This window comes from Chryseobacterium sp. S90 (assembly GCF_047444895.1).
In the GTDB taxonomy this organism is placed as follows: Bacteria; Bacteroidota; Bacteroidia; order Flavobacteriales; family Weeksellaceae; genus Chryseobacterium.
On sequence record NZ_JBLGCX010000002.1, the window covers coordinates 180,470 to 197,629 of the forward strand.

19 protein-coding genes are annotated in these 17,160 nt (G+C 37.3%); 17 read left to right on the forward strand and 2 right to left on the reverse strand.

Going from position 1 to position 17,160, the window contains the following annotated elements; genetic code table 11:
- Positions 1 to 13: 13 nt before the first annotated feature.
- Positions 14 to 1,000: a gliding motility protein GldB gene (locus ACLMCG_RS08575; RefSeq protein WP_413960621.1), complete on the reverse strand. Its 987-nt coding sequence runs from the start codon at positions 998 to 1,000 to the stop codon at positions 14 to 16.
- Between the two features lie 52 nt (positions 1,001 to 1,052).
- Between ACLMCG_RS08575 and ACLMCG_RS08580 the strand changes: the two genes are divergently transcribed.
- The 7 genes from ACLMCG_RS08580 (at position 1,053) to ACLMCG_RS08610 (ending at position 5,204) form a co-directional block, all read left to right on the forward strand.
- Positions 1,053 to 1,691 (forward strand): leucine-rich repeat domain-containing protein, encoded by a 639-nt coding sequence (locus ACLMCG_RS08580; protein ID WP_413960620.1) that lies wholly within the window; start codon positions 1,053 to 1,055, stop codon positions 1,689 to 1,691.
- A gap of 11 nt (positions 1,692 to 1,702) precedes the next feature.
- Entirely contained in the window at positions 1,703 to 2,233 is a 531-nt protein-coding gene (locus ACLMCG_RS08585) for a GNAT family N-acetyltransferase (protein WP_413960619.1), read from the forward strand.
- Positions 2,230 to 2,763 (forward strand): GNAT family N-acetyltransferase, encoded by a 534-nt coding sequence (locus ACLMCG_RS08590; RefSeq protein ID WP_413960618.1) that lies wholly within the window; start codon positions 2,230 to 2,232, stop codon positions 2,761 to 2,763. The genes ACLMCG_RS08585 and ACLMCG_RS08590 overlap by 4 nt, the downstream gene beginning before the upstream one ends.
- Positions 2,764 to 2,776: 13 nt before the next feature.
- Positions 2,777 to 3,568, forward strand: coding sequence for an NAD(+) synthase (gene nadE / locus ACLMCG_RS08595; RefSeq protein ID WP_413960617.1), 792 nt, complete (start codon positions 2,777 to 2,779; stop codon positions 3,566 to 3,568).
- A 26-nt stretch (positions 3,569 to 3,594) separates the two neighbouring features.
- Complete coding sequence (locus ACLMCG_RS08600; RefSeq protein ID WP_413960616.1) at positions 3,595 to 4,107, forward strand: ribonuclease domain-containing protein; 513 nt, start codon at positions 3,595 to 3,597, stop codon at positions 4,105 to 4,107.
- Between the two features lie 168 nt (positions 4,108 to 4,275).
- Positions 4,276 to 4,896, forward strand: coding sequence for a Zn-dependent protease (locus tag ACLMCG_RS08605; protein WP_413960615.1), 621 nt, complete (start codon positions 4,276 to 4,278; stop codon positions 4,894 to 4,896).
- Positions 4,893 to 5,204 carry a barstar family protein gene (locus ACLMCG_RS08610; protein WP_413960614.1) on the forward strand — a complete coding sequence of 104 codons (312 nt, stop codon included), beginning with the start codon at positions 4,893 to 4,895 and terminating at the stop codon, positions 5,202 to 5,204. The genes ACLMCG_RS08605 and ACLMCG_RS08610 overlap by 4 nt, the downstream gene beginning before the upstream one ends.
- A gap of 130 nt (positions 5,205 to 5,334) precedes the next feature.
- Here the strand turns inward: ACLMCG_RS08610 and cdd are convergent, their stop codons facing one another.
- Complete coding sequence (gene cdd, locus ACLMCG_RS08615; RefSeq protein WP_413960613.1) at positions 5,335 to 5,817, reverse strand: cytidine deaminase; 483 nt, start codon at positions 5,815 to 5,817, stop codon at positions 5,335 to 5,337.
- 99 nt (positions 5,818 to 5,916) lie between these two features.
- Between cdd and namA the strand changes: the two genes are divergently transcribed.
- The 10 genes from namA (at position 5,917) to ACLMCG_RS08665 (ending at position 17,159) form a co-directional block, all read left to right on the forward strand.
- Positions 5,917 to 6,969, forward strand: a complete 1,053-nt coding sequence (gene namA, locus ACLMCG_RS08620) for an NADPH dehydrogenase NamA (RefSeq protein WP_413960633.1) — start codon at positions 5,917 to 5,919, stop codon at positions 6,967 to 6,969.
- A gap of 28 nt (positions 6,970 to 6,997) precedes the next feature.
- Positions 6,998 to 7,276 carry a DUF2752 domain-containing protein gene (locus ACLMCG_RS08625; protein WP_223599222.1) on the forward strand — a complete coding sequence of 93 codons (279 nt, stop codon included), beginning with the start codon at positions 6,998 to 7,000 and terminating at the stop codon, positions 7,274 to 7,276.
- Between the two features lie 284 nt (positions 7,277 to 7,560).
- Complete coding sequence (tssD, locus tag ACLMCG_RS08630) at positions 7,561 to 7,965, forward strand: type VI secretion system tube protein TssD (RefSeq protein ID WP_047378640.1); 405 nt, start codon at positions 7,561 to 7,563, stop codon at positions 7,963 to 7,965.
- A 149-nt stretch (positions 7,966 to 8,114) separates the two neighbouring features.
- Positions 8,115 to 10,046: a type VI secretion system Vgr family protein gene (locus tag ACLMCG_RS08635; protein ID WP_413960612.1), complete on the forward strand. Its 1,932-nt coding sequence runs from the start codon at positions 8,115 to 8,117 to the stop codon at positions 10,044 to 10,046.
- A 1-nt stretch (position 10,047) separates the two neighbouring features.
- Positions 10,048 to 10,218 carry a hypothetical protein gene (locus ACLMCG_RS08640; RefSeq protein ID WP_156106421.1) on the forward strand — a complete coding sequence of 57 codons (171 nt, stop codon included), beginning with the start codon at positions 10,048 to 10,050 and terminating at the stop codon, positions 10,216 to 10,218.
- Between the two features lie 64 nt (positions 10,219 to 10,282).
- The gene (locus tag ACLMCG_RS08645; RefSeq protein WP_413960611.1) at positions 10,283 to 11,260 is read left to right on the forward strand and encodes a DUF2931 family protein; all 978 of its coding nucleotides are present in this window, start codon (positions 10,283 to 10,285) and stop codon (positions 11,258 to 11,260) included.
- 31 nt (positions 11,261 to 11,291) lie between these two features.
- Positions 11,292 to 12,704: a T6SS phospholipase effector Tle1-like catalytic domain-containing protein gene (locus ACLMCG_RS08650; RefSeq protein WP_413960610.1), complete on the forward strand. Its 1,413-nt coding sequence runs from the start codon at positions 11,292 to 11,294 to the stop codon at positions 12,702 to 12,704.
- A gap of 62 nt (positions 12,705 to 12,766) precedes the next feature.
- Positions 12,767 to 13,810 (forward strand): hypothetical protein, encoded by a 1,044-nt coding sequence (locus ACLMCG_RS08655; RefSeq protein ID WP_413960609.1) that lies wholly within the window; start codon positions 12,767 to 12,769, stop codon positions 13,808 to 13,810.
- A 29-nt stretch (positions 13,811 to 13,839) separates the two neighbouring features.
- Positions 13,840 to 14,328, forward strand: coding sequence for a DUF4280 domain-containing protein (locus tag ACLMCG_RS08660; protein WP_047387258.1), 489 nt, complete (start codon positions 13,840 to 13,842; stop codon positions 14,326 to 14,328).
- Positions 14,329 to 14,339: 11 nt separating this feature from the next.
- Complete coding sequence (locus ACLMCG_RS08665) at positions 14,340 to 17,159, forward strand: OmpA family protein (protein WP_223599228.1); 2,820 nt, start codon at positions 14,340 to 14,342, stop codon at positions 17,157 to 17,159.
- The last annotated feature ends 1 nt before the right edge of the window (position 17,160 follow it).

Below are 17,160 nucleotides of genomic sequence, written 5' to 3' on the forward strand. Positions count from 1 at the left end.
AATTCTAAATTTTCTATTGTTTAAGTTTCGGTTTATAACCGGATTCATTAAAAATGGCCGTTGCATCCATTTTCAGGAAAGCTGTAAGTTTTGTCTCAGGTTTTTCCTTAAGGTATGCCTTACAGATCTGCCATCCTGTAAAAATTCCGATTTGTGGTGAAGATTCATTGTCAATCTCCGTATAAAATTTCGAGAATGGTCCGGGCGATATGAAACGTTCTCCCAATCTTGGATCATCACCGAAAATAAGATTGCTTTCTACAAAATAATTCCAGATGTTGGCTTCATTGGCTGTGGCCCATTCATACTGTTTTTTGGTATAATTCATTTTCAGATAATCAGGAACATCAGGAAGAAAAGCATCCTGAAGAATCATTACTTTTCCGTTCAGAATGATCTGATCAATGAACTTCTGATGGTCGGGAGATTCCGTTACAATATTTTCAGCAAAAAGCTGTGATACCTTAGGAACGATATTCTGCGGATTCATTGATTTTTGAAAATACAGCTCCAGTCCTTTATAATTAGGATTTCCATCTCCCATAAAACCGGTAATATCTATAAACAGAAGATTTCCTTTCTGATCATAAAATATAGGATCCTGGATCATCTGTAATGCAGATGAAAATAAATATACTTTGGGGCTTTTGAACTGCGGGAAATAATATTTGATATGCGAAAATAAACTCTTCAGCTCCGTTTGTAATGCAGCCTGATTTATTTTTCCAATAGCTTCCTTGTAGATTTTGATCTCCTCAGTATCCATTCTTCTCTTTTCGAAATCTGCGTCCGAAACACTTCCCTGAAACCATGGAAACTGAGTTTTAAACTGTTCCAGAGGAACATTCGGATTATAAAATTCTTTGGAAATATCTGTTACATCAACTTTTTCGGCAGTTTCTTTAACTTCTACCTTCCATTGATTTTCCGTTTCTTTTTTGCAGGAAACTAATCCGGCAGCTAAAAGAGAAGAAAGCGCAATATATCTGAAAATCTTCATTATTTTTACATGGAATTTAAGTTTACAAAAATAAGGATTAAATACACAATTCATGATGAAAATTAAAATAATTACAACCCTCTGCCTTATTTTGGGACTTTCTTTTTTCTATGGGCAAAAGCTTGAATTTAAAGATAAAAACTTTGAAAAAGCAGTACTTGAAAATTTTGATCTGAATAAAAACGGAATACTTGAACCGTTAGAAGCCGGGACAGTTACGAATCTGTTCCTTGTTCAGAAAGGGATAACTTCAACAGAAGATCTGCACTTTTTTAAAAATGTGAAAATGATTATCCTGGACGATAATGTGATTTCCAATATTGTACTAAACAATCTGGATCTATTGGAATTGTTTTCCTGTACAGGATGTAAAACATCTTCATTCAAAGCAGAAAATCTGAAAAATTTAAGCGCCTTATACTTGGACAATAATCTGTTGGAAGGTATTTCATTGAATGGAATTCCGAAAATTGATCAATTAACATTATCTTTAAATCAATTAAAAACAATTGACCTTACGCAGTGTAAAGCGTTAAGAAAACTGAATGTAGAACATAATAAGCTTCAGAAAATTGATATTTCCGGGAATCCGGCTTTGCAAACCCTGAATGTAATGGGAAATAAAATAAAAGAAACGGATATTAAAAAAGGAATAAAAACAGATGTCACCATTTTTGGAGCGGGAGAGTAAAAACTAATGATATGAAAATAGAAACAAAACGACTGATTTTAAGAAAGCTTGAAGATACGGATGTTGAACGTCTCTTTCTTTTGGATTCCAATCCTGAAGTGATGAAATATATTGGAGTACCGGTATTGACGGATATCAATGAATCCAGAAATGTCATCAGCATGATTCAGAAACAGTATGAGGAAAATGGAGTAGGAAGACTTGGAGTGGTGGAAAAAGAAAGCGGACAGCTGATAGGATGGAGCGGATTGAAATTATTGACCCATGAAACAAATGGTTACCAGAATGTTTTAGAACTTGGCTATCGTTTTCTGCCGGAATCATGGGGAAAAGGATATGCTGTGGAAGCCGGAATAGCTTCTCTTGATTATGGTTTTAATGACTTAAATGCGGACGTTATTTATGCTTATGCACATTCCGGACATGATGCTTCCAACCATATTTTAAGAAAATTAGGGTTTGAAAAAACAAGTGAATTTGAAGAACCTGATGGAATTTGCTTCTGGTATGAGCTGAAGCGTGAAAAATACAGTAAAAAATGATAACAATACGGCAGGAAGAGAAAAAAGACCATCAACAGGTCTTTCAATTGACAGAAGAAGCTTTCAGAGAAATGGAACATAGTGATCATCAGGAACAGTTTCTGGTTGAAAAACTGAGACGATCTGAAGCTTTTATTCCGGAATTATCTTTGGTTGCTGAAAATGAAGATGGAAGAATTGCAGGTCATATCTTATTTACAAAATTAAAAATTGTCAATGGTACAGAATCCTTTGAATCCCTTGCTTTAGCTCCGGTTTCTGTGAAGCCTGAATTTCAGAATCAGGGAATTGGAGGAAGGCTGATTACCACAGGACACCGTATTGCCAGAGAATTAGGATACCAATCTGTGATTCTTATAGGACATGAAAATTATTATCCGCGCTTTGGTTACAAAAAAACAAGTAATTTTGGGATCTCTTTTCCATTCGATATTCCGGAAGAAAACGGAATGGCTGTAGAATTGGTAAAAGACGGATTAAAAAATAAAAAAGGAGTGGTGAAATACCCTCAGGAATTTGGAACAGACTAAAAAAATATAAACGATGCAGACACAAAAAGTGATAGATCATATTGTAAACTGGTTAAAAGATTATGCTGCAAAAGCAAAAGTGAACGGATATGTAATTGGAGTTTCAGGAGGTGTAGATTCAGGGGTTGTTTCTACATTAGCCGCAATGACAGGCCTGAAAACATTACTGATCGAAATGCCAATTCGCCAGAAAGCGGATCAGGTAGGTCGTGCACAGGATCATATGAATGACCTTAAGTCCAGATTCCCTAACGTGGAAACAATGTCTGTGGATCTGACCCCAGCTTTTGAGGAGCTTTACAAAACTTTTGATGTAAAAGATGATCTGTACCCTAACGAAAAACTGGCTTTTGCCAATACAAGAGCACGCCTGAGAATGCTTACCCTGTATTATTACGGACAGCTGAACGGACTTTTAGTGTGCGGGACTGGTAATAAAGTAGAAGATTTCGGAATTGGTTTTTATACAAAATATGGTGATGGAGGGGTAGATGTTTCTCCTATTGCCGACCTTTATAAAACCGAAGTGTATAAACTTGCTCAAGGACTGAATCTGATCAAAAGTATTCAGGAAGCTATTCCTACAGACGGACTTTGGGATGTGGACAGAACAGACGAACAGCAGATTGGTGCCACTTATCCGGAATTGGAGAAAATCCAGAAAGAATACGGAACCAAAACGGCTGATGACTATGAAGGAAGAGATAAGGAAGTTTTCCAGATCTTCGACAGAATGCATAAGGCTGCGAAACACAAAATGGATCCTATTCCGGTTTGTGATATTCCTGAAGAATGGAGAGCATAGTAATGATATTACATTAAATAACAGCTATGAACGGAAAAATAAGATCTGTATTTTTTATCTGTCTGGGACTTCTTTTCGGAATGTCTGTCATGTATGTTTACAATAATTTTATTGCAGATAAAAAAAATCAGCCGGATCCGGTAAAAAAGGAAACGGTGAATTATGGAAGTACCTCCTCGGAAAACCAATATAATACTTCATCTGCCCAGGTTTCTATTGATCAATTGACGGAAGAAAAGACGGTGATCAGCTATGTGAAACAGAATCATAAGCTCCCAGATTATTATATCACTAAAAATGAAGCCAGAAAACAGGGATGGAATCCTTCTAAAGGAAACCTGTGTGATGTACTTCCCGGAAAAGCTATTGGCGGAGATAAATTCGGAAACAGGGAAGGACGTTTGCCTGATGGAGAAAAATATTTTGAAGCAGATGTGAATTATCATTGTGGCGGAAGAAATGCTGACCGTATCATTTATACTCAAAATGGGGAAGTATATCTTACCAAAAATCATTATAAGAGCTTTGAAAAACAATAGGTGTAAATAATAAATGGTTATTGCGAGGAACACAGTGACGAAGCAATCTCTAAAAAATAACCACAGGTGAAAGCAGGTTTTGTGTATAATATTATGAATAATAAGTCGCTTTTGCTTCTCGCAATGACAGTATATAATTTGTATTTAAATCAGAGATAAGGATTAATTTTGAAGAATATTAGCTTTTTTTACTTTACAACAGGCTTACTTCTGACACTTTCATGTTCGGAGAAGAATATTGTAAAAGAAAAAATAGAAAAGCCAGTCGTTACAATACTCATACAGCCATTTAAAGATATTAAAACGGAAACTGTAGCAAAAGTAACCGAAGGAATAAAAAACGTGTACCCGAACGTAAAAGTCCTGAATGCGATAGACTTTCCTGAAAATACTTATTATAAAGAAAGAAACCGGTATAGAGCCGATTCAATCATTAAGTTTTTAAATAAGGAAACAAAAGAAGGGTTTGTTACAATTGGTCTGACTTCAAAAGACATCAGCGCTACCAGAGGAAAGATCAAAGACTTTGGAATCATGGGATTAGGCTATAGACCTGGGAAGGCTTGTGTAGCTTCAAACTTCAGACTGAATAAAGAAAATCGGGATGAGCAGTTTTACAAAATAGCCATTCATGAATTAGGTCATACACAGGGGTTGCCACATTGCCCGGAAAAAATGTGCTTTATGAGAGATGCAGAAGGTAAGAATCCTACTAATGAAGAAACTGATTTCTGCAAAAAATGCAAAACTTTTTTAATCAATAAAAATTGGAAATTTAATTCAATATGAAGACAGTATATATAGATTTTACAGACATAGGTGACTATGAAGATTTTTACGCTCAGTTAAAGGAAAAAGTTAAGCTTCCTGAACATTTTGGCGATAATCTTGATGCACTTTTTGATACCATCACCGGAGATATGGAAATGCCGCTCCACCTGGAATTCGTAAACATGACGGTAGATCAGCTGGAGATTTTTGAAGATCTGCTGACTACTTTGGAAGATGCGGAAGAAGAAGTTGAAGAATTTAGTTTTAGCTACTATCTCGAGCAATACGAAGACGAAGATGAAGAGGATGTAGAATCTGAAGAATAATAAAAAGGCTGTTTCCACATATGAAACAGCCTTTTTTTATGCTGATTACCCTTCATTACCCATGTCAAGGTTTTAAACCTTGACATGGGTAGAAATCTCGCATTTTTGCAAATTTACTATTCTGCTACCATTACAAGAATGAAGAATCAAAATAAAAAGGAAGCAGATCCTTCACCGCATGTACTTTTACAACCTCTTCATTCATGCTTGAGAAATAAAGATCTATATCTTCATGCTGTTTGGTCTCATATTCTATCAGACTCTGACGGCATGCTCCGCAAGGAGGAATCGGTGGATTCTTTTCATGAAATTCTTTAGGACCTCCTACCACGAAGATCTTTTTTATTTTCACATTCGGAAAGTTGGCGGCCACCCAAAAAAGAGTTGTTCTTTCTGCACAGAGTCCGGATGGATACGCTGCGTTTTCCTGATTGTTCCCGGAGTAGATTTCTCCGTTTTCCAATAATACAGAACATCCCACCAGAAACTGGGAGTAAGGTGCGTAAGCATTTTCACGAGCTTCTTTGGCTCTTTCAAATAATTTATTTTCTATATCGCTCAGTTCACTGCTATTTTTAAAATATTCGTAACTGATCTGTAGGTCTTTTTTCATATATTGTCAACTAAAAAAGGGGGGTAAAATTAGTTCTTTTTAATGAAGTGGGCAATATTTTATTCTCCTGGTAAAAAGTTCAATTTTTTAAAGAATACAATGTTATATACACCAATAAAATTCAGGAATGTAGAGTTGAAAAACAGATGGGTAATGTCACCCATGTGTATGTATTCATGTGAAAACGGAGAAGCTAACGACTTCCATTTTGTACACTACGGAAGCAGATCACAGGGCGGTACAGGTCTGCTGATTGTGGAAGCTACAGGAGTAGTACCCAAAGGAAGAATCACCAATCACTGCATGGGAATCTGGAATGATGAACAGGCAGAGAAATTACAAAGAATTGTAGAATTTGTTCATAAAAATTCAGAAAGTAAAATAGGAATCCAGCTGGCTCATGCCGGAAGAAAAGGTTCAACATGGAATAACCTGCAGATTTCCATTGAAGAAGGCTGGGAAACCGTTGCTCCAAGTCCTATTCCTTATCACCCGACAGAAAGAATTCCGCATGTTTTAAGTACTGATGAAGTAAAAGAGCTGGTTCAGGACTTTAGAAAAGCGGCCAGGAGAGCAGTGGAGGCTGGTTTTGATATTATTGAAATTCATGGGGCACATGGATATCTGATTCATCAGTTTCTGTCACCACTTTCCAATATCAGAACAGACGAATATGGTGGGAGCTTTGAGAACAGAATCAGGTTTCTGGTTGAAATTGTAGATGCTGTTAATGAAGAATTGAGTGAAAATACAGCCCTTTTTGTAAGAATTTCCGGAACGGAGTATGCTGAGAACGGCTGGGATATTCAAAGCAGTGTAGAATTAGCAAAAATTTTAAAAGAACACGCAGTAGACCTTGTTGATGTATCAAGCGGAGGAAATATCCATGGTGCAAAAATTTCGGTTTTCGATGGTTACCAGGTTCCTTTTTCATCACAGGTGAGAAATGAAGCCGGTGTAAAGACAGGAGCTGTAGGATTAATAACCAATGTGGAGCAGGCTGAAGAAATCCTTCAGAAAGGCGATGCCGACCTTGTTTTTGTAGCAAGAGAGATTCTTAGAAATCCATATATTGCCGTTCAGGGGGCTTTTGAAATGAAAGCAGACTGCTTTTTCCCCCATCAGTATACCAGAGCCAAAATCTCTTCTTAGGTAATGGAAAACTCATAAAAACTCAGAAATGGATATTGATGATTTTATGCTTACCTGCCCCAGTAAAAAATTCCTTGGCATAGAATGCCTGGGATGTGGTGCTCAGAGAGCAATTGTACTGGTATTTGAAGGGAAGTTTTATGAAGCTTTTCAGATGTATCCTGCTGTGTATACTTTATTGCTGTTCCTTCTTACTCTTGGTTTGAGCTTTATAGATAAAAAAAGAAAATACAGCAATATTTTAATGATTATGGTTGTAATTAATCTTATTATTATGATCATTGGATACATATATAAACATTATTAATTAAGAAGAGAGGAGCAACGTTTGATAGTGAGTTGGATGTGTGGATGGATTTCTTTTGTGTCCTGATTTACATAGGGTTGTGTAGAAAAATTTCAATAAAAAATGAAATTTATTAGATTAAAATTCTTATATTATTTTGTCGTATAGAATTTTTAAAATGTCGTAGAACTACTACAATTTATCAAACTGTTATCCAAAAACTTTTTAAATTAGAACATGAAGTCTATCTTTGTTATATAAATCCTATATCTGGGAACAGTTGTTAATGATTAAAATTTAAGAATATGGCAGGAAATTCAAGAGGAATCTTAAAATTCAATGGAGGAGAAGGTCAGAAGTTATTAAAGCTTAACTACAGCGTATCAAGATCTACGGACATTTCAGGACGTGTAGCATCTGATCCGTCAAACGCACTAATTAAAGTAACTATTGAAGCAACAGAAAAATCTGATGTTTTAGAAAGTTTACTAAACAGCAAATATAAACCTACCAACGGAGAAATAAACTTTAATAAATCTCACGAAGAAGGAACACTGATCTCTTTAAAGTGGGAAAACGGATATGTTATCCAGCATGAAGTAGACTTTGATGCGGTAGACAGCAACAATATGCTCATCAGCTTTGTAGTAAGCGCTGAAAGCATTACGTATGGAAACTCATCTTATGACGGACTTTGGCCAATGAGCTAAGTCTTTCATGAGCAAAAAATAAAAGACTGTCCTTAATAAGACGGTCTTTTTTTACCTTAGACTATATTCAGCAGGCGCTTTTGTTTTTATTTTTAAATTCCCGGCCCGTTGAATAATCGTTTAGAAAACTAATCAAATCACTTAAAAATATGTCAAATACACCTGGAAAATTACAAGCGACGTCTTTTCGTCCGACGCAGAATGCAGATGGTATTTCCGAAAACCATCATACAGGTATCAACCGCTTGGTGAAGCTTTCTCTTGTCATAGAAGGGAAAATTATCAAATATTATAAGCATTTTAAGCTTAAACAAAGCACCAGACGACACCACGAATTTACGCTGACACTGGCACACGATACCCTGGGAGACAGACAGACTCATTCATTGGAAGAAGCCAATAAGTTTCTTGGAAAAAGGCTTACCGCTGTTATTTCTTATAAAGATATAGACAACAGCCCGGAAAGAACCTTTGTAGGAGTGATTACAGGAGTAGGATTCAGCCAGGAACAAATGAGCCTGGGAAATATTGTCCTTACCGGATACAGTCCTACCATTCTCCTTGATGGAGCACCACATATCCAGAGTTTTGGAGGTGCGCAGTCTGTAAATGTAGGAATTATTGCAGAAGAAGTGATCAAGCAGGGAATTGACAAAAGCCGTTTTGATATCAGGGTAGATGCCAATAACTTTTCCCAGATCATCTACAGCAGCCAGTATGATGAAACCCATTACAACTATCTGGCAAGAATGGCTGAAGCATATGGTGAACAGTTCTATTATGACGGTGAAGTCTTACACTTCGGAAAACTTCCTGCTCAGAATAAACCAATAACCCTTACTTACGGAAGCAGTGCCAATGATATAAAAGTGGAATTGAAAGCTGTACATACCAAACCACAATTCTACGGATACAACAGCAATAAAAATGAAAGACTGACTTCTGGTTCAACACCAATCAAACATGTGGGTGATCTGGCAAAAACAGCATACAGTCATAACGAATCTATTTATAAAACGCCGGCTTTACAGATGGCTCCCATCAAAGCTACCACACACCTTGACGTTGAATATTCTCAGAAAAGTGCCTCCGGAAGCGAAGCTGTCAACGTTTTTTCCGTTTCAGGAAATACAACAGTTCCTTTCCTGCATCCAGGTTGTGTAGCGGATGTGCAGATGCGTAAACAGGATTCCAATGAAACCTCTTATTTCACAAGGATTATGATTACGGAAGCAGAACATGAAATTGACACCATAGGTCATTATAACGGAAGCTTCATAGGAATAGCGGCAGATACAGGATTTCTTCCAAAGCCCGAATACACCATTCCAAAGGCTGAGCCGCAAACCGCAACGGTAATTTCCAATACAGATCCCGAAGGACAGGGAAGAGTACAGGTAAGATTTGACTGGCAGACCAATGATACTACTCATTTTATCCGCATGATGAGCCCTGATGCGGGAGGAACAGACCAGATTACCCAAAACCGTGGGTATGTAGCCATTCCGGAAGTAGGAGATCAGGTGATGGTCAACTTTGTTCACAGCCATCCGGACAGACCTTTCGTAATGGGAGGAATGTTCCATGGAGGTATTGCGTTAGGAGGAGGAGTAAACAATCACCTTAAGTCTATTCAAACCAGAAGCGGGATCAGAATTCTAATGAATGATGAAGAAGGTAGCGTAACGATTCTTGATCCGAGTGGAAATACTTATTTCATGGACGGACAGGGCAATATCAGCATGAAAGCGCCTAAAAACTTTACTTTAAATGCAGGGGATAATATCAATATCACAGCCGGAAAAGAAATTTCAATAGGAGCAGGGGCAAGTATTACCAGTACTGCAAACGACAATATTGTTTCCATTGCAGGAAAAGATATGAAACTTACGGCTTCAGGAGATATTACGGAAACTTCCGACACTAGAACAGAAATGATTGAAAAAGAATTCAAGAGACAATCTGAAACATCCAACGAAATAGCAGGTGAAATTTCTATGTTCAGCGAACTGGAAAATATGACCATGCAGAGCGGAAAGATAGTAGAATTCAACAGTGCTGAAAAATCAAAACTTTTCTGATATGGCCATCATAAAAACAGCAACCAATCTGCGCATCACAGTTAAAGATTCTTACCATCTGAGCGTAGGAAAAAAGGTTGAAAAAATAGCAAAGAAAATCAATGTGGAAGCACACAGAGATAATCTGGTTTTAGCGAGTAACAAGAAGATTATGTCCCATGGTCATAAGTAAATATAACATACTGATTCTTTTTATAGTATGCTGTTTCTCATTAACGAATTGTCAGAATAAAAAAATGGAAGAAAAATACAATTGGCTGGGAACCGTTTCTGCCCCACAGGAATATCCGATGGAAGTATATGAAGGAGCTATTGTGGCTGATGATTTCACTTACGCTTTTGATGCAATCTGGGGAACACAGAATACAGGATGGGGAAAAGAAGGAGGTACGATGAATGTGACCACCGAAAGAATGGACGCACCTCATCAGCTGGAATTCACATGGTATTCTTTAGTAGAGAAAAAATTCTATACCGGAAAATGGAATCTGGATAAAGAAAAGATCAAAAACCTTTTTGACGAAGGATTTGTAGATCAGGACACGAAAAAGAAATCTACCTACAGCTCATTTGTCGTAGGATTGGCTCCGCAGGGCAGAGTAGTTCTTTGGATGAAAGGAGCCGGGAATCAGAAAGAAATAGGAGCTTTTCAGGCTCATGATACAGTTATTACCAAAGAAAAAGCATACGATAATGCTCAGTACATGCTGAACGAAGGTTTTGCAGACAGAATGCTGAAAGATCCATCTTATAAGACATTCAAGCCGGAAGTGCGCGAAAAAATTGAAAAAGAAGGATATCCTGCAGCAGATATTTATAATGTATATAGAGAAAAATACAACTGGAAACCTTCAGTAGTTCTTCCTGAAGGAGCAACATGGATAGATTTCGGTTTTACCAATTATAACGGAGAACAGGAAAATCTTTTTGATCAGAGCTTGAAAGACAATACCTATAAAAACCGTGCTGTTCCAAGCTTCTGCGGTTTTTACTGGAAAGATAAAAATAATAACAGGTATGCAGTATGGATAGACGCTTTTGATGATAAAGAAATATTTGATCTATTTCAAAAATTAGGTAAGGATAAAAACATTGATCTTATCATTAAAGTCAATGAAGACAATACCAAAGTTTTAATATCCTTAGAATCTGAAAAAGAAAAACTAGCTGTTACCAAAGCAAAAATCAGGGTATCCCGAAAGATAGAATCATAGTATTCACTCAGTCAATTTAAAAACAAGAACTATGCACAACAATCAATTTGGAAGTTATACACCATCTGTATCCAAAGAGGAAGTACTGGATATTACCATTGGGATTTTTTTTGACGGAACCTTGAATAATAAGACCAATACCGACGAAAGAAAAAAAGGTACAGAGGCCCATAAAAAACATGGTGGCAAATCTTCAGACAACACAAGCTACAACAATGATTGGAGTAACGTGGCCCGTATGTGGGATAATTATGATAAAAACTTCGGCATTTATATAGAAGGTATTGGTACAGAAGACAAAGAAGGAGATGCTACATTGGGATACGCTTTTGGAACAGGAGAAACCGGTATCAGATCGAAAGTAAGAAAAGGCTGTGAAGAAATTGTAAAAAAAGTGAAGACCATTAAAGCAGAAAAGAAAGCTGATAAAATTGCCGTGCTTACTTTTGATGTATTCGGTTTCAGCCGTGGAGCCGCTGCAGCCCGTAATTTTGTATATGAAATTGGAAAATCAAAATATAAAGCTACTTCACGCACAGTTGCCAATGAAGCCGTTTCGGTGACCACTTACTCAGATGATGACGGAAAAGGTGTTGCCTCAGAAGAACTTCCAAAGTGGGGACATCTTGGCCTTAAGCTCGAAGAAGCAGGATTAAAGGTAGATGTTTTGAAAGTAAGATTTCTGGGAATCTACGACACCGTTTCTTCCTATTCAAAATACCTGTCACCAGTACCCAATTTCAGCAATGACGTTGAAGAATTGAGCCTTAATGATATCGGAAAAGCCCAGACTGTAGTTCATTTCATTGCAGAAAACGAGCATAGAGAAAACTTTGACCTGACAAGAGTGCATATCGGAACTGAAAAAACATTCCCCGGAGTACACTGTGACGTAGGTGGAGCTTATGAAAATGGGGAGGAAACATGGGAAGAAATTGAAACATCGTGGACTACCAGCTCCAAATTAGAAGCATTAAAAGCAGAACTTGTATCAGAAGGATGGTATGAAAAAGATAAGCTTACCATTACTCCCGGATTCTATTTATCATTGAGAGGAACCCGATATCTGCTGAAAACTTTCAGCTATATTCCCTTACATTTTATGGCGGAATATGGCATCGATAAAAATCTTCCTATCACCTTAAAAAAAATGACAGATGATAAATATTCCATTCTGAATGATCAGTTTTTAATAGGAATAAAAGACCGTCTCAGAACTTATGTGATGGGAGATGGCAAACCTTATGCCTTCAAACATTTTAAAGCGCTGCGGGATGCTTATGGTGGAAACGAAGTCCCGGAAGACCGTCAGGATGCTTATCAGAAAGAAGTAAAAGAACAGAATGATTTGAGATTCCTTCGTCTTCATTACCTTCATTGGTCAGCAAGAAGAGAAAAAATAGGGATGGATCCTAGGCCGAATAGAACAAGAGTTATTCATTAAAATTACATCCTTAATAATAAGACGTCATATACAAATAAAGAAATTGAAGCAGGAACTTTTTTATGCGGAAATATAACAAACATACCGTTCAGAAAGATGAAACTTTAAAAAGTATAGCCTCGCTGTACGGGTTGGATAAAGATGCATTAAAACTCTTCCATAATAACCACTGCGCTGTTAAGGATATGATCCTGATCAATCTTAACGGGCAGAAAGAACTTTTTGTTCCGAGAACGGCAGTTGCTGATAAAAATAGCCTGGTAAAATTCGGAAGAGGAAACAGCCTTGTTTTTCAGCCGGAAACTTCGGTGCGGAAATACAGTGTTGTCATTACCATTGAAAAAGGAGAAAATAAAAGCGAATTAAAATATGAAACATCAGTTCGCTGGCTGAAAACAGAGAAAGGACACCATATTTTTGAAATAGACAGAACATCAAACCTTTATCTCAATGAAGAAGAAGTCAATGAAATTGCAGACCTACTGGCTTACAGGACTTCTAAGATTTTATACCCTCTACAGATCAGTACCGATGAACAGGGGAAGTTTGAAGCAGTAGAAAATGCTGAGGTATTTATCAAAAGATGGCCGGCCGTAAAAGAAGAGTTGTATAAAGAATTTGATGGTCAAACCGTAGACGAATACTGTGGAAAGATTGAAAAAGTAATCAGTCAGCCTGAAGCAATAGATCTTTACCTTAGAAATGATTATTTCATCCGGGCTCTGTTCTTTGGGATATACCAACGTTTCGGACCGGATTATACAACAGAAATAATGACCTCTTTTCCGGTAACAGATAATGCGATTGAACCCAAATACAAGATAGCATTACAAACAGATCCGTTAAAAGGAGAAACAGGGCTGATCACTGTAGAAGGATCGGGCAAATTATATGAAGAAAGAGATATTGATGATTTTATAAGAAGATCACCTTTTTCATTGATTATAGAAGACGAACCTGTGATGAATGAAGAAGGAACTTTCAGACTCATAAGCTATATGAAAGGAGAAACTTCGCTTCCGGAATCTCTTTACCTGGAATGCAGTATCATGCTGCAGGAAGAGAAAAAGATTTCAGTATCAGTTTCAGGAATTGATAAAAACTAAATTACCATTTCACTAAAGATAAAATTAATATGGCAGAAAAACATATTGTAGTACAGGGCGCCATGTGCAAATGCCAGTTCGGGCAGGTTCCGGACAAGCTGAAAGTACTTACACACCAAAAAGAATATGCCAATGATAAAAGCGCTTCCAAAAAACTGATCGTTACCACGAAAGAAATAGGAGCAGCCACATTTGAAAAAAATACATTCGGAAACTGTACAAAAATGGGAGTTCCGCCGCCACCTTGCAAGATCATGGTTACAGAATGGCAGAAGTTTTATGATAAAGTACAGCTCAGCAATGGCGGATATATCATTGTAGAAGACAGCAAAGCCGTATGTGCCATTGCCGGAACTCCATGCATTGAGATTATAGACCACGGGCAGAGAGCAGAAGCCAGCCAGCAGAATTTTAAAAATGCAGATAAAGACGTCCAGCAGCAGATTAATCCGTTGGTGGATTCTGAAGAAATGTATAACGAACAGCCTTCAGGAGGAGGTCAGGATGGTGCAATCTAAATGATAAAACAATGGCAAAAGGCGTAAAAAAAATAAAAGTTGTAAGCGGACTGTATTATCCAAAAATGTCTGTATTAGGGCAAAGGGTAACAATAAAACCTGACCAATGGGTGCAGTTTGGTATTGACGAATGGCTGCCGGGTACTACAGATGCAGACAAAAAGAAACCTCTCACCTGGATGAGGCAGAACAGCAGCAAAAAAATTATTATCAATCAGATAACTTCTGCTACCGGATATAAGTTTTTAATAGGAAAACAGTTCTGTGGAAGTTATCAGTTTTATATTGAAGCCAGTCTTTCAGGAGTAAGAGATCCTAAAGGCAATACAGGAATATATGTAAAAGGCTGGTGCGATCCTAAAATTGTCAGCAGCAAATGGTCTACCCAAAAGAACAGCAAAAGCATAAAAAACAATAAAAAGACCGAGTTTATATCTTATGGACATATTGTTCACCTGAACCTGATGACAGAAGGTCTGAATGGAAATACAGTCAGTATTGAGCTTTGGAACCAGCAGTATGCCAAAAAAGATAAACTGGTGCATACCTACAATAATGTACAGGTAATAGATGGTGAAGTCAATCTGAAAATAGAAAATACATTTGCATGGATGGCCTATGTAGACAACATTCAGAATGTAGAAGAATTTTATGTTAAAGTAAAAGATACAGCATCAAAACAATACATCAAAGATAAAATTGGTGATGATCTTCATGCTATCTATCTGAATGTAAAAAATAAAATAGTTACCACCAATACCAACGGAGCCCAAAACCAGACGCCTACCAAAGTATATAAGCCGGATGTAAGTTCTGTAAGGCTTGAGCCATGCAAGTTTGAAGTCATCAAAATCACTGAAAATGAAACAAAAGACGGAAAAGCCAACAATACAATAGCTACAGTCTTTAAAAACGGAGATGGTATAAAACAGATAAAATCTGCAGCATTACAGGAACATATTCAGAGAACCATCTTCTATAAATTTGATTCTACGGTCATTGATAAAGATGGCGTTGCAATCCTGAATAATGTACTCAAATTCCTTCTTGAGCACAAAGATTCCACAATGAATCTCAGTGGCTATGCCTGTGTTATAGGAAAAGAAAATTATAACAGAGGGCTTTCTCAAAGAAGAGCAGATGTTGTCAAAAAATTCTTTGCAGACGGTGGATTAGATCCCAGAAGAATCATTTCTGTAGGAAAAGGAGAAGTAGATCCTACAGATGATAAAATGGGAAGAGATAATATCAAATACAAAAACGAGAAAGACTACGAAAACAACCGTAGAGTAGATATCTCATTTGTATTTAATGCCCATGATGCCCAGACCATTCACTATGCTGTAGTCGCGCCTACTTCAGCTACAAAAAAAGAGCTTATTATTGATGTTACAGGCTTTGACACCAACAGCTGTTTCAGAGATACCAAAAACAAACATAAAAAAGAAATTTATATAGTAGATGTAGGGCAGTCAATAGATAAAGGAGATACCAAGAAAAGCTTTCAGACCCCCACATTCCCTTACGAAGTCTATGCTCCGCTGAGCAGATATAATTTTGGTGGTGGAGTTGGGTTTGATGCCCAATCAATGACGCTTATGCAGTATATTTGGCCCGCATCTTCCAGTCCGAATCAGTTTCACATGCATGTGCACACCTGCAGATATTACAGCAATGAGAAGCGGACTACTGTATTAATAAAAGCTTATCCGGATATAAAATGGAGATTTGCCTTCTTTATCAACCTGAGCAACAGCTTAAGTATAAAATGGCAGAAAATGACTCCCGAAAAGCATAAAGAACTTCGAAGTAAAGCATTAAGCCTTGCCAATGAAGAAAAAGGAAAATATACAGATGTAGAATTCGGGGTAGAACTTAAGGCTTCTTATGATAAACAAAAAGATGGAAGCTATTACTGCAAACCGGAGCTTACCCTGAAATATAAAGATAAGATCAGTAAACTGTTCTCTATTATTTCTTCCGTGAAAAAAATGTCTCAGGGGATTACCTCACAGACAAAAGGAGTAGTATCCAAAGGAGTAGGAAGAAAATTGCCATTTGATATAAGATTAAATGCACCCGCACTATATTTCGGAGCAGAATGGGAAGCTGATGTCAATGAGGCACATTCAGACATAGGAACCAAGCTGATGCTCTTCATTGAAGCTAAGCCTTTGGTTGAGCTGGCTATTGTTTTTGACCTTTTGGCTTTAATTGTTCAAGCAGGAGTGGCAGTAGCTACAGCAGGAACAGGGAATGCACTGGCTCTGGAAATTTTCAATATGGTCAGAGAATGGGCAAGTAAGGGATATGAAACAGAAAAGGTAGTTATCAACTTTAAAATGTACATTGATCTTGAAGTAAAAGGAAAAGTAGATGGTGTTATTGACGGCTCCTTCAGTACTGTCAAGGATGGCGCAGAAGTGAATTTTGATCTGAGCTCAAACATCACTGTTGAATTAAAATCAGGACTTGAGTTAAAAGGAATGTTTGTGGTTATTGGTACAGCAAAAAAACCGGAACTGGAAGGACATGTTGAAGGAAAATTAACCGCAGGGGCTACAATGGGAATTACGTCAGGTCATAAATTAAAATATGATTCCACTGCAGGAATTTATTATATTCCGAGTTTAAGCATAGATCCATGTGTGGGAACAGTCGTGATCATGGTAAAAGCAGGGTTTACCTATAAAAAAGTAAGCTCGGACTGGACTCCGGTGAACTATAACAGAACCCGTACATTTTTTGACGGATTCGATATTATGAAATATTTAGCAGAACTAGCAGGTTATGACAACAAAATGTTACTTTGGGAAAAAAAGAAAAAATAAA

What these genes read in the sequence shown, in the direction of transcription:
- ACLMCG_RS08575 (WP_413960621.1), bottom strand. Translation starts at nt 1,000, where the DNA reads ATGAAGATTTTCAGATATATTGCGCTTTCTTCTCTTTTAGCTGCCGGA.
- ACLMCG_RS08580 (WP_413960620.1), top strand. Translation starts at nt 1,053, where the DNA reads ATGATGAAAATTAAAATAATTACAACCCTCTGCCTTATTTTGGGACTT.
- ACLMCG_RS08585 (WP_413960619.1), top strand. Translation starts at nt 1,703, where the DNA reads ATGAAAATAGAAACAAAACGACTGATTTTAAGAAAGCTTGAAGATACG.
- ACLMCG_RS08590 (WP_413960618.1), top strand. Translation starts at nt 2,230, where the DNA reads ATGATAACAATACGGCAGGAAGAGAAAAAAGACCATCAACAGGTCTTT.
- nadE (WP_413960617.1), top strand. Translation starts at nt 2,777, where the DNA reads ATGCAGACACAAAAAGTGATAGATCATATTGTAAACTGGTTAAAAGAT.
- ACLMCG_RS08600 (WP_413960616.1), top strand. Translation starts at nt 3,595, where the DNA reads ATGAACGGAAAAATAAGATCTGTATTTTTTATCTGTCTGGGACTTCTT.
- ACLMCG_RS08610 (WP_413960614.1), top strand. Translation starts at nt 4,893, where the DNA reads ATGAAGACAGTATATATAGATTTTACAGACATAGGTGACTATGAAGAT.
- cdd (WP_413960613.1), bottom strand. Translation starts at nt 5,817, where the DNA reads ATGAAAAAAGACCTACAGATCAGTTACGAATATTTTAAAAATAGCAGT.
- namA (WP_413960633.1), top strand. Translation starts at nt 5,917, where the DNA reads ATGTTATATACACCAATAAAATTCAGGAATGTAGAGTTGAAAAACAGA.
- ACLMCG_RS08625 (WP_223599222.1), top strand. Translation starts at nt 6,998, where the DNA reads ATGGATATTGATGATTTTATGCTTACCTGCCCCAGTAAAAAATTCCTT.
- tssD (WP_047378640.1), top strand. Translation starts at nt 7,561, where the DNA reads ATGGCAGGAAATTCAAGAGGAATCTTAAAATTCAATGGAGGAGAAGGT.
- ACLMCG_RS08635 (WP_413960612.1), top strand. Translation starts at nt 8,115, where the DNA reads ATGTCAAATACACCTGGAAAATTACAAGCGACGTCTTTTCGTCCGACG.
- ACLMCG_RS08640 (WP_156106421.1), top strand. Translation starts at nt 10,048, where the DNA reads ATGGCCATCATAAAAACAGCAACCAATCTGCGCATCACAGTTAAAGAT.
- ACLMCG_RS08645 (WP_413960611.1), top strand. Translation starts at nt 10,283, where the DNA reads ATGGAAGAAAAATACAATTGGCTGGGAACCGTTTCTGCCCCACAGGAA.
- ACLMCG_RS08650 (WP_413960610.1), top strand. Translation starts at nt 11,292, where the DNA reads ATGCACAACAATCAATTTGGAAGTTATACACCATCTGTATCCAAAGAG.
- ACLMCG_RS08655 (WP_413960609.1), top strand. Translation starts at nt 12,767, where the DNA reads ATGCGGAAATATAACAAACATACCGTTCAGAAAGATGAAACTTTAAAA.
- ACLMCG_RS08660 (WP_047387258.1), top strand. Translation starts at nt 13,840, where the DNA reads ATGGCAGAAAAACATATTGTAGTACAGGGCGCCATGTGCAAATGCCAG.
- ACLMCG_RS08665 (WP_223599228.1), top strand. Translation starts at nt 14,340, where the DNA reads ATGGCAAAAGGCGTAAAAAAAATAAAAGTTGTAAGCGGACTGTATTAT.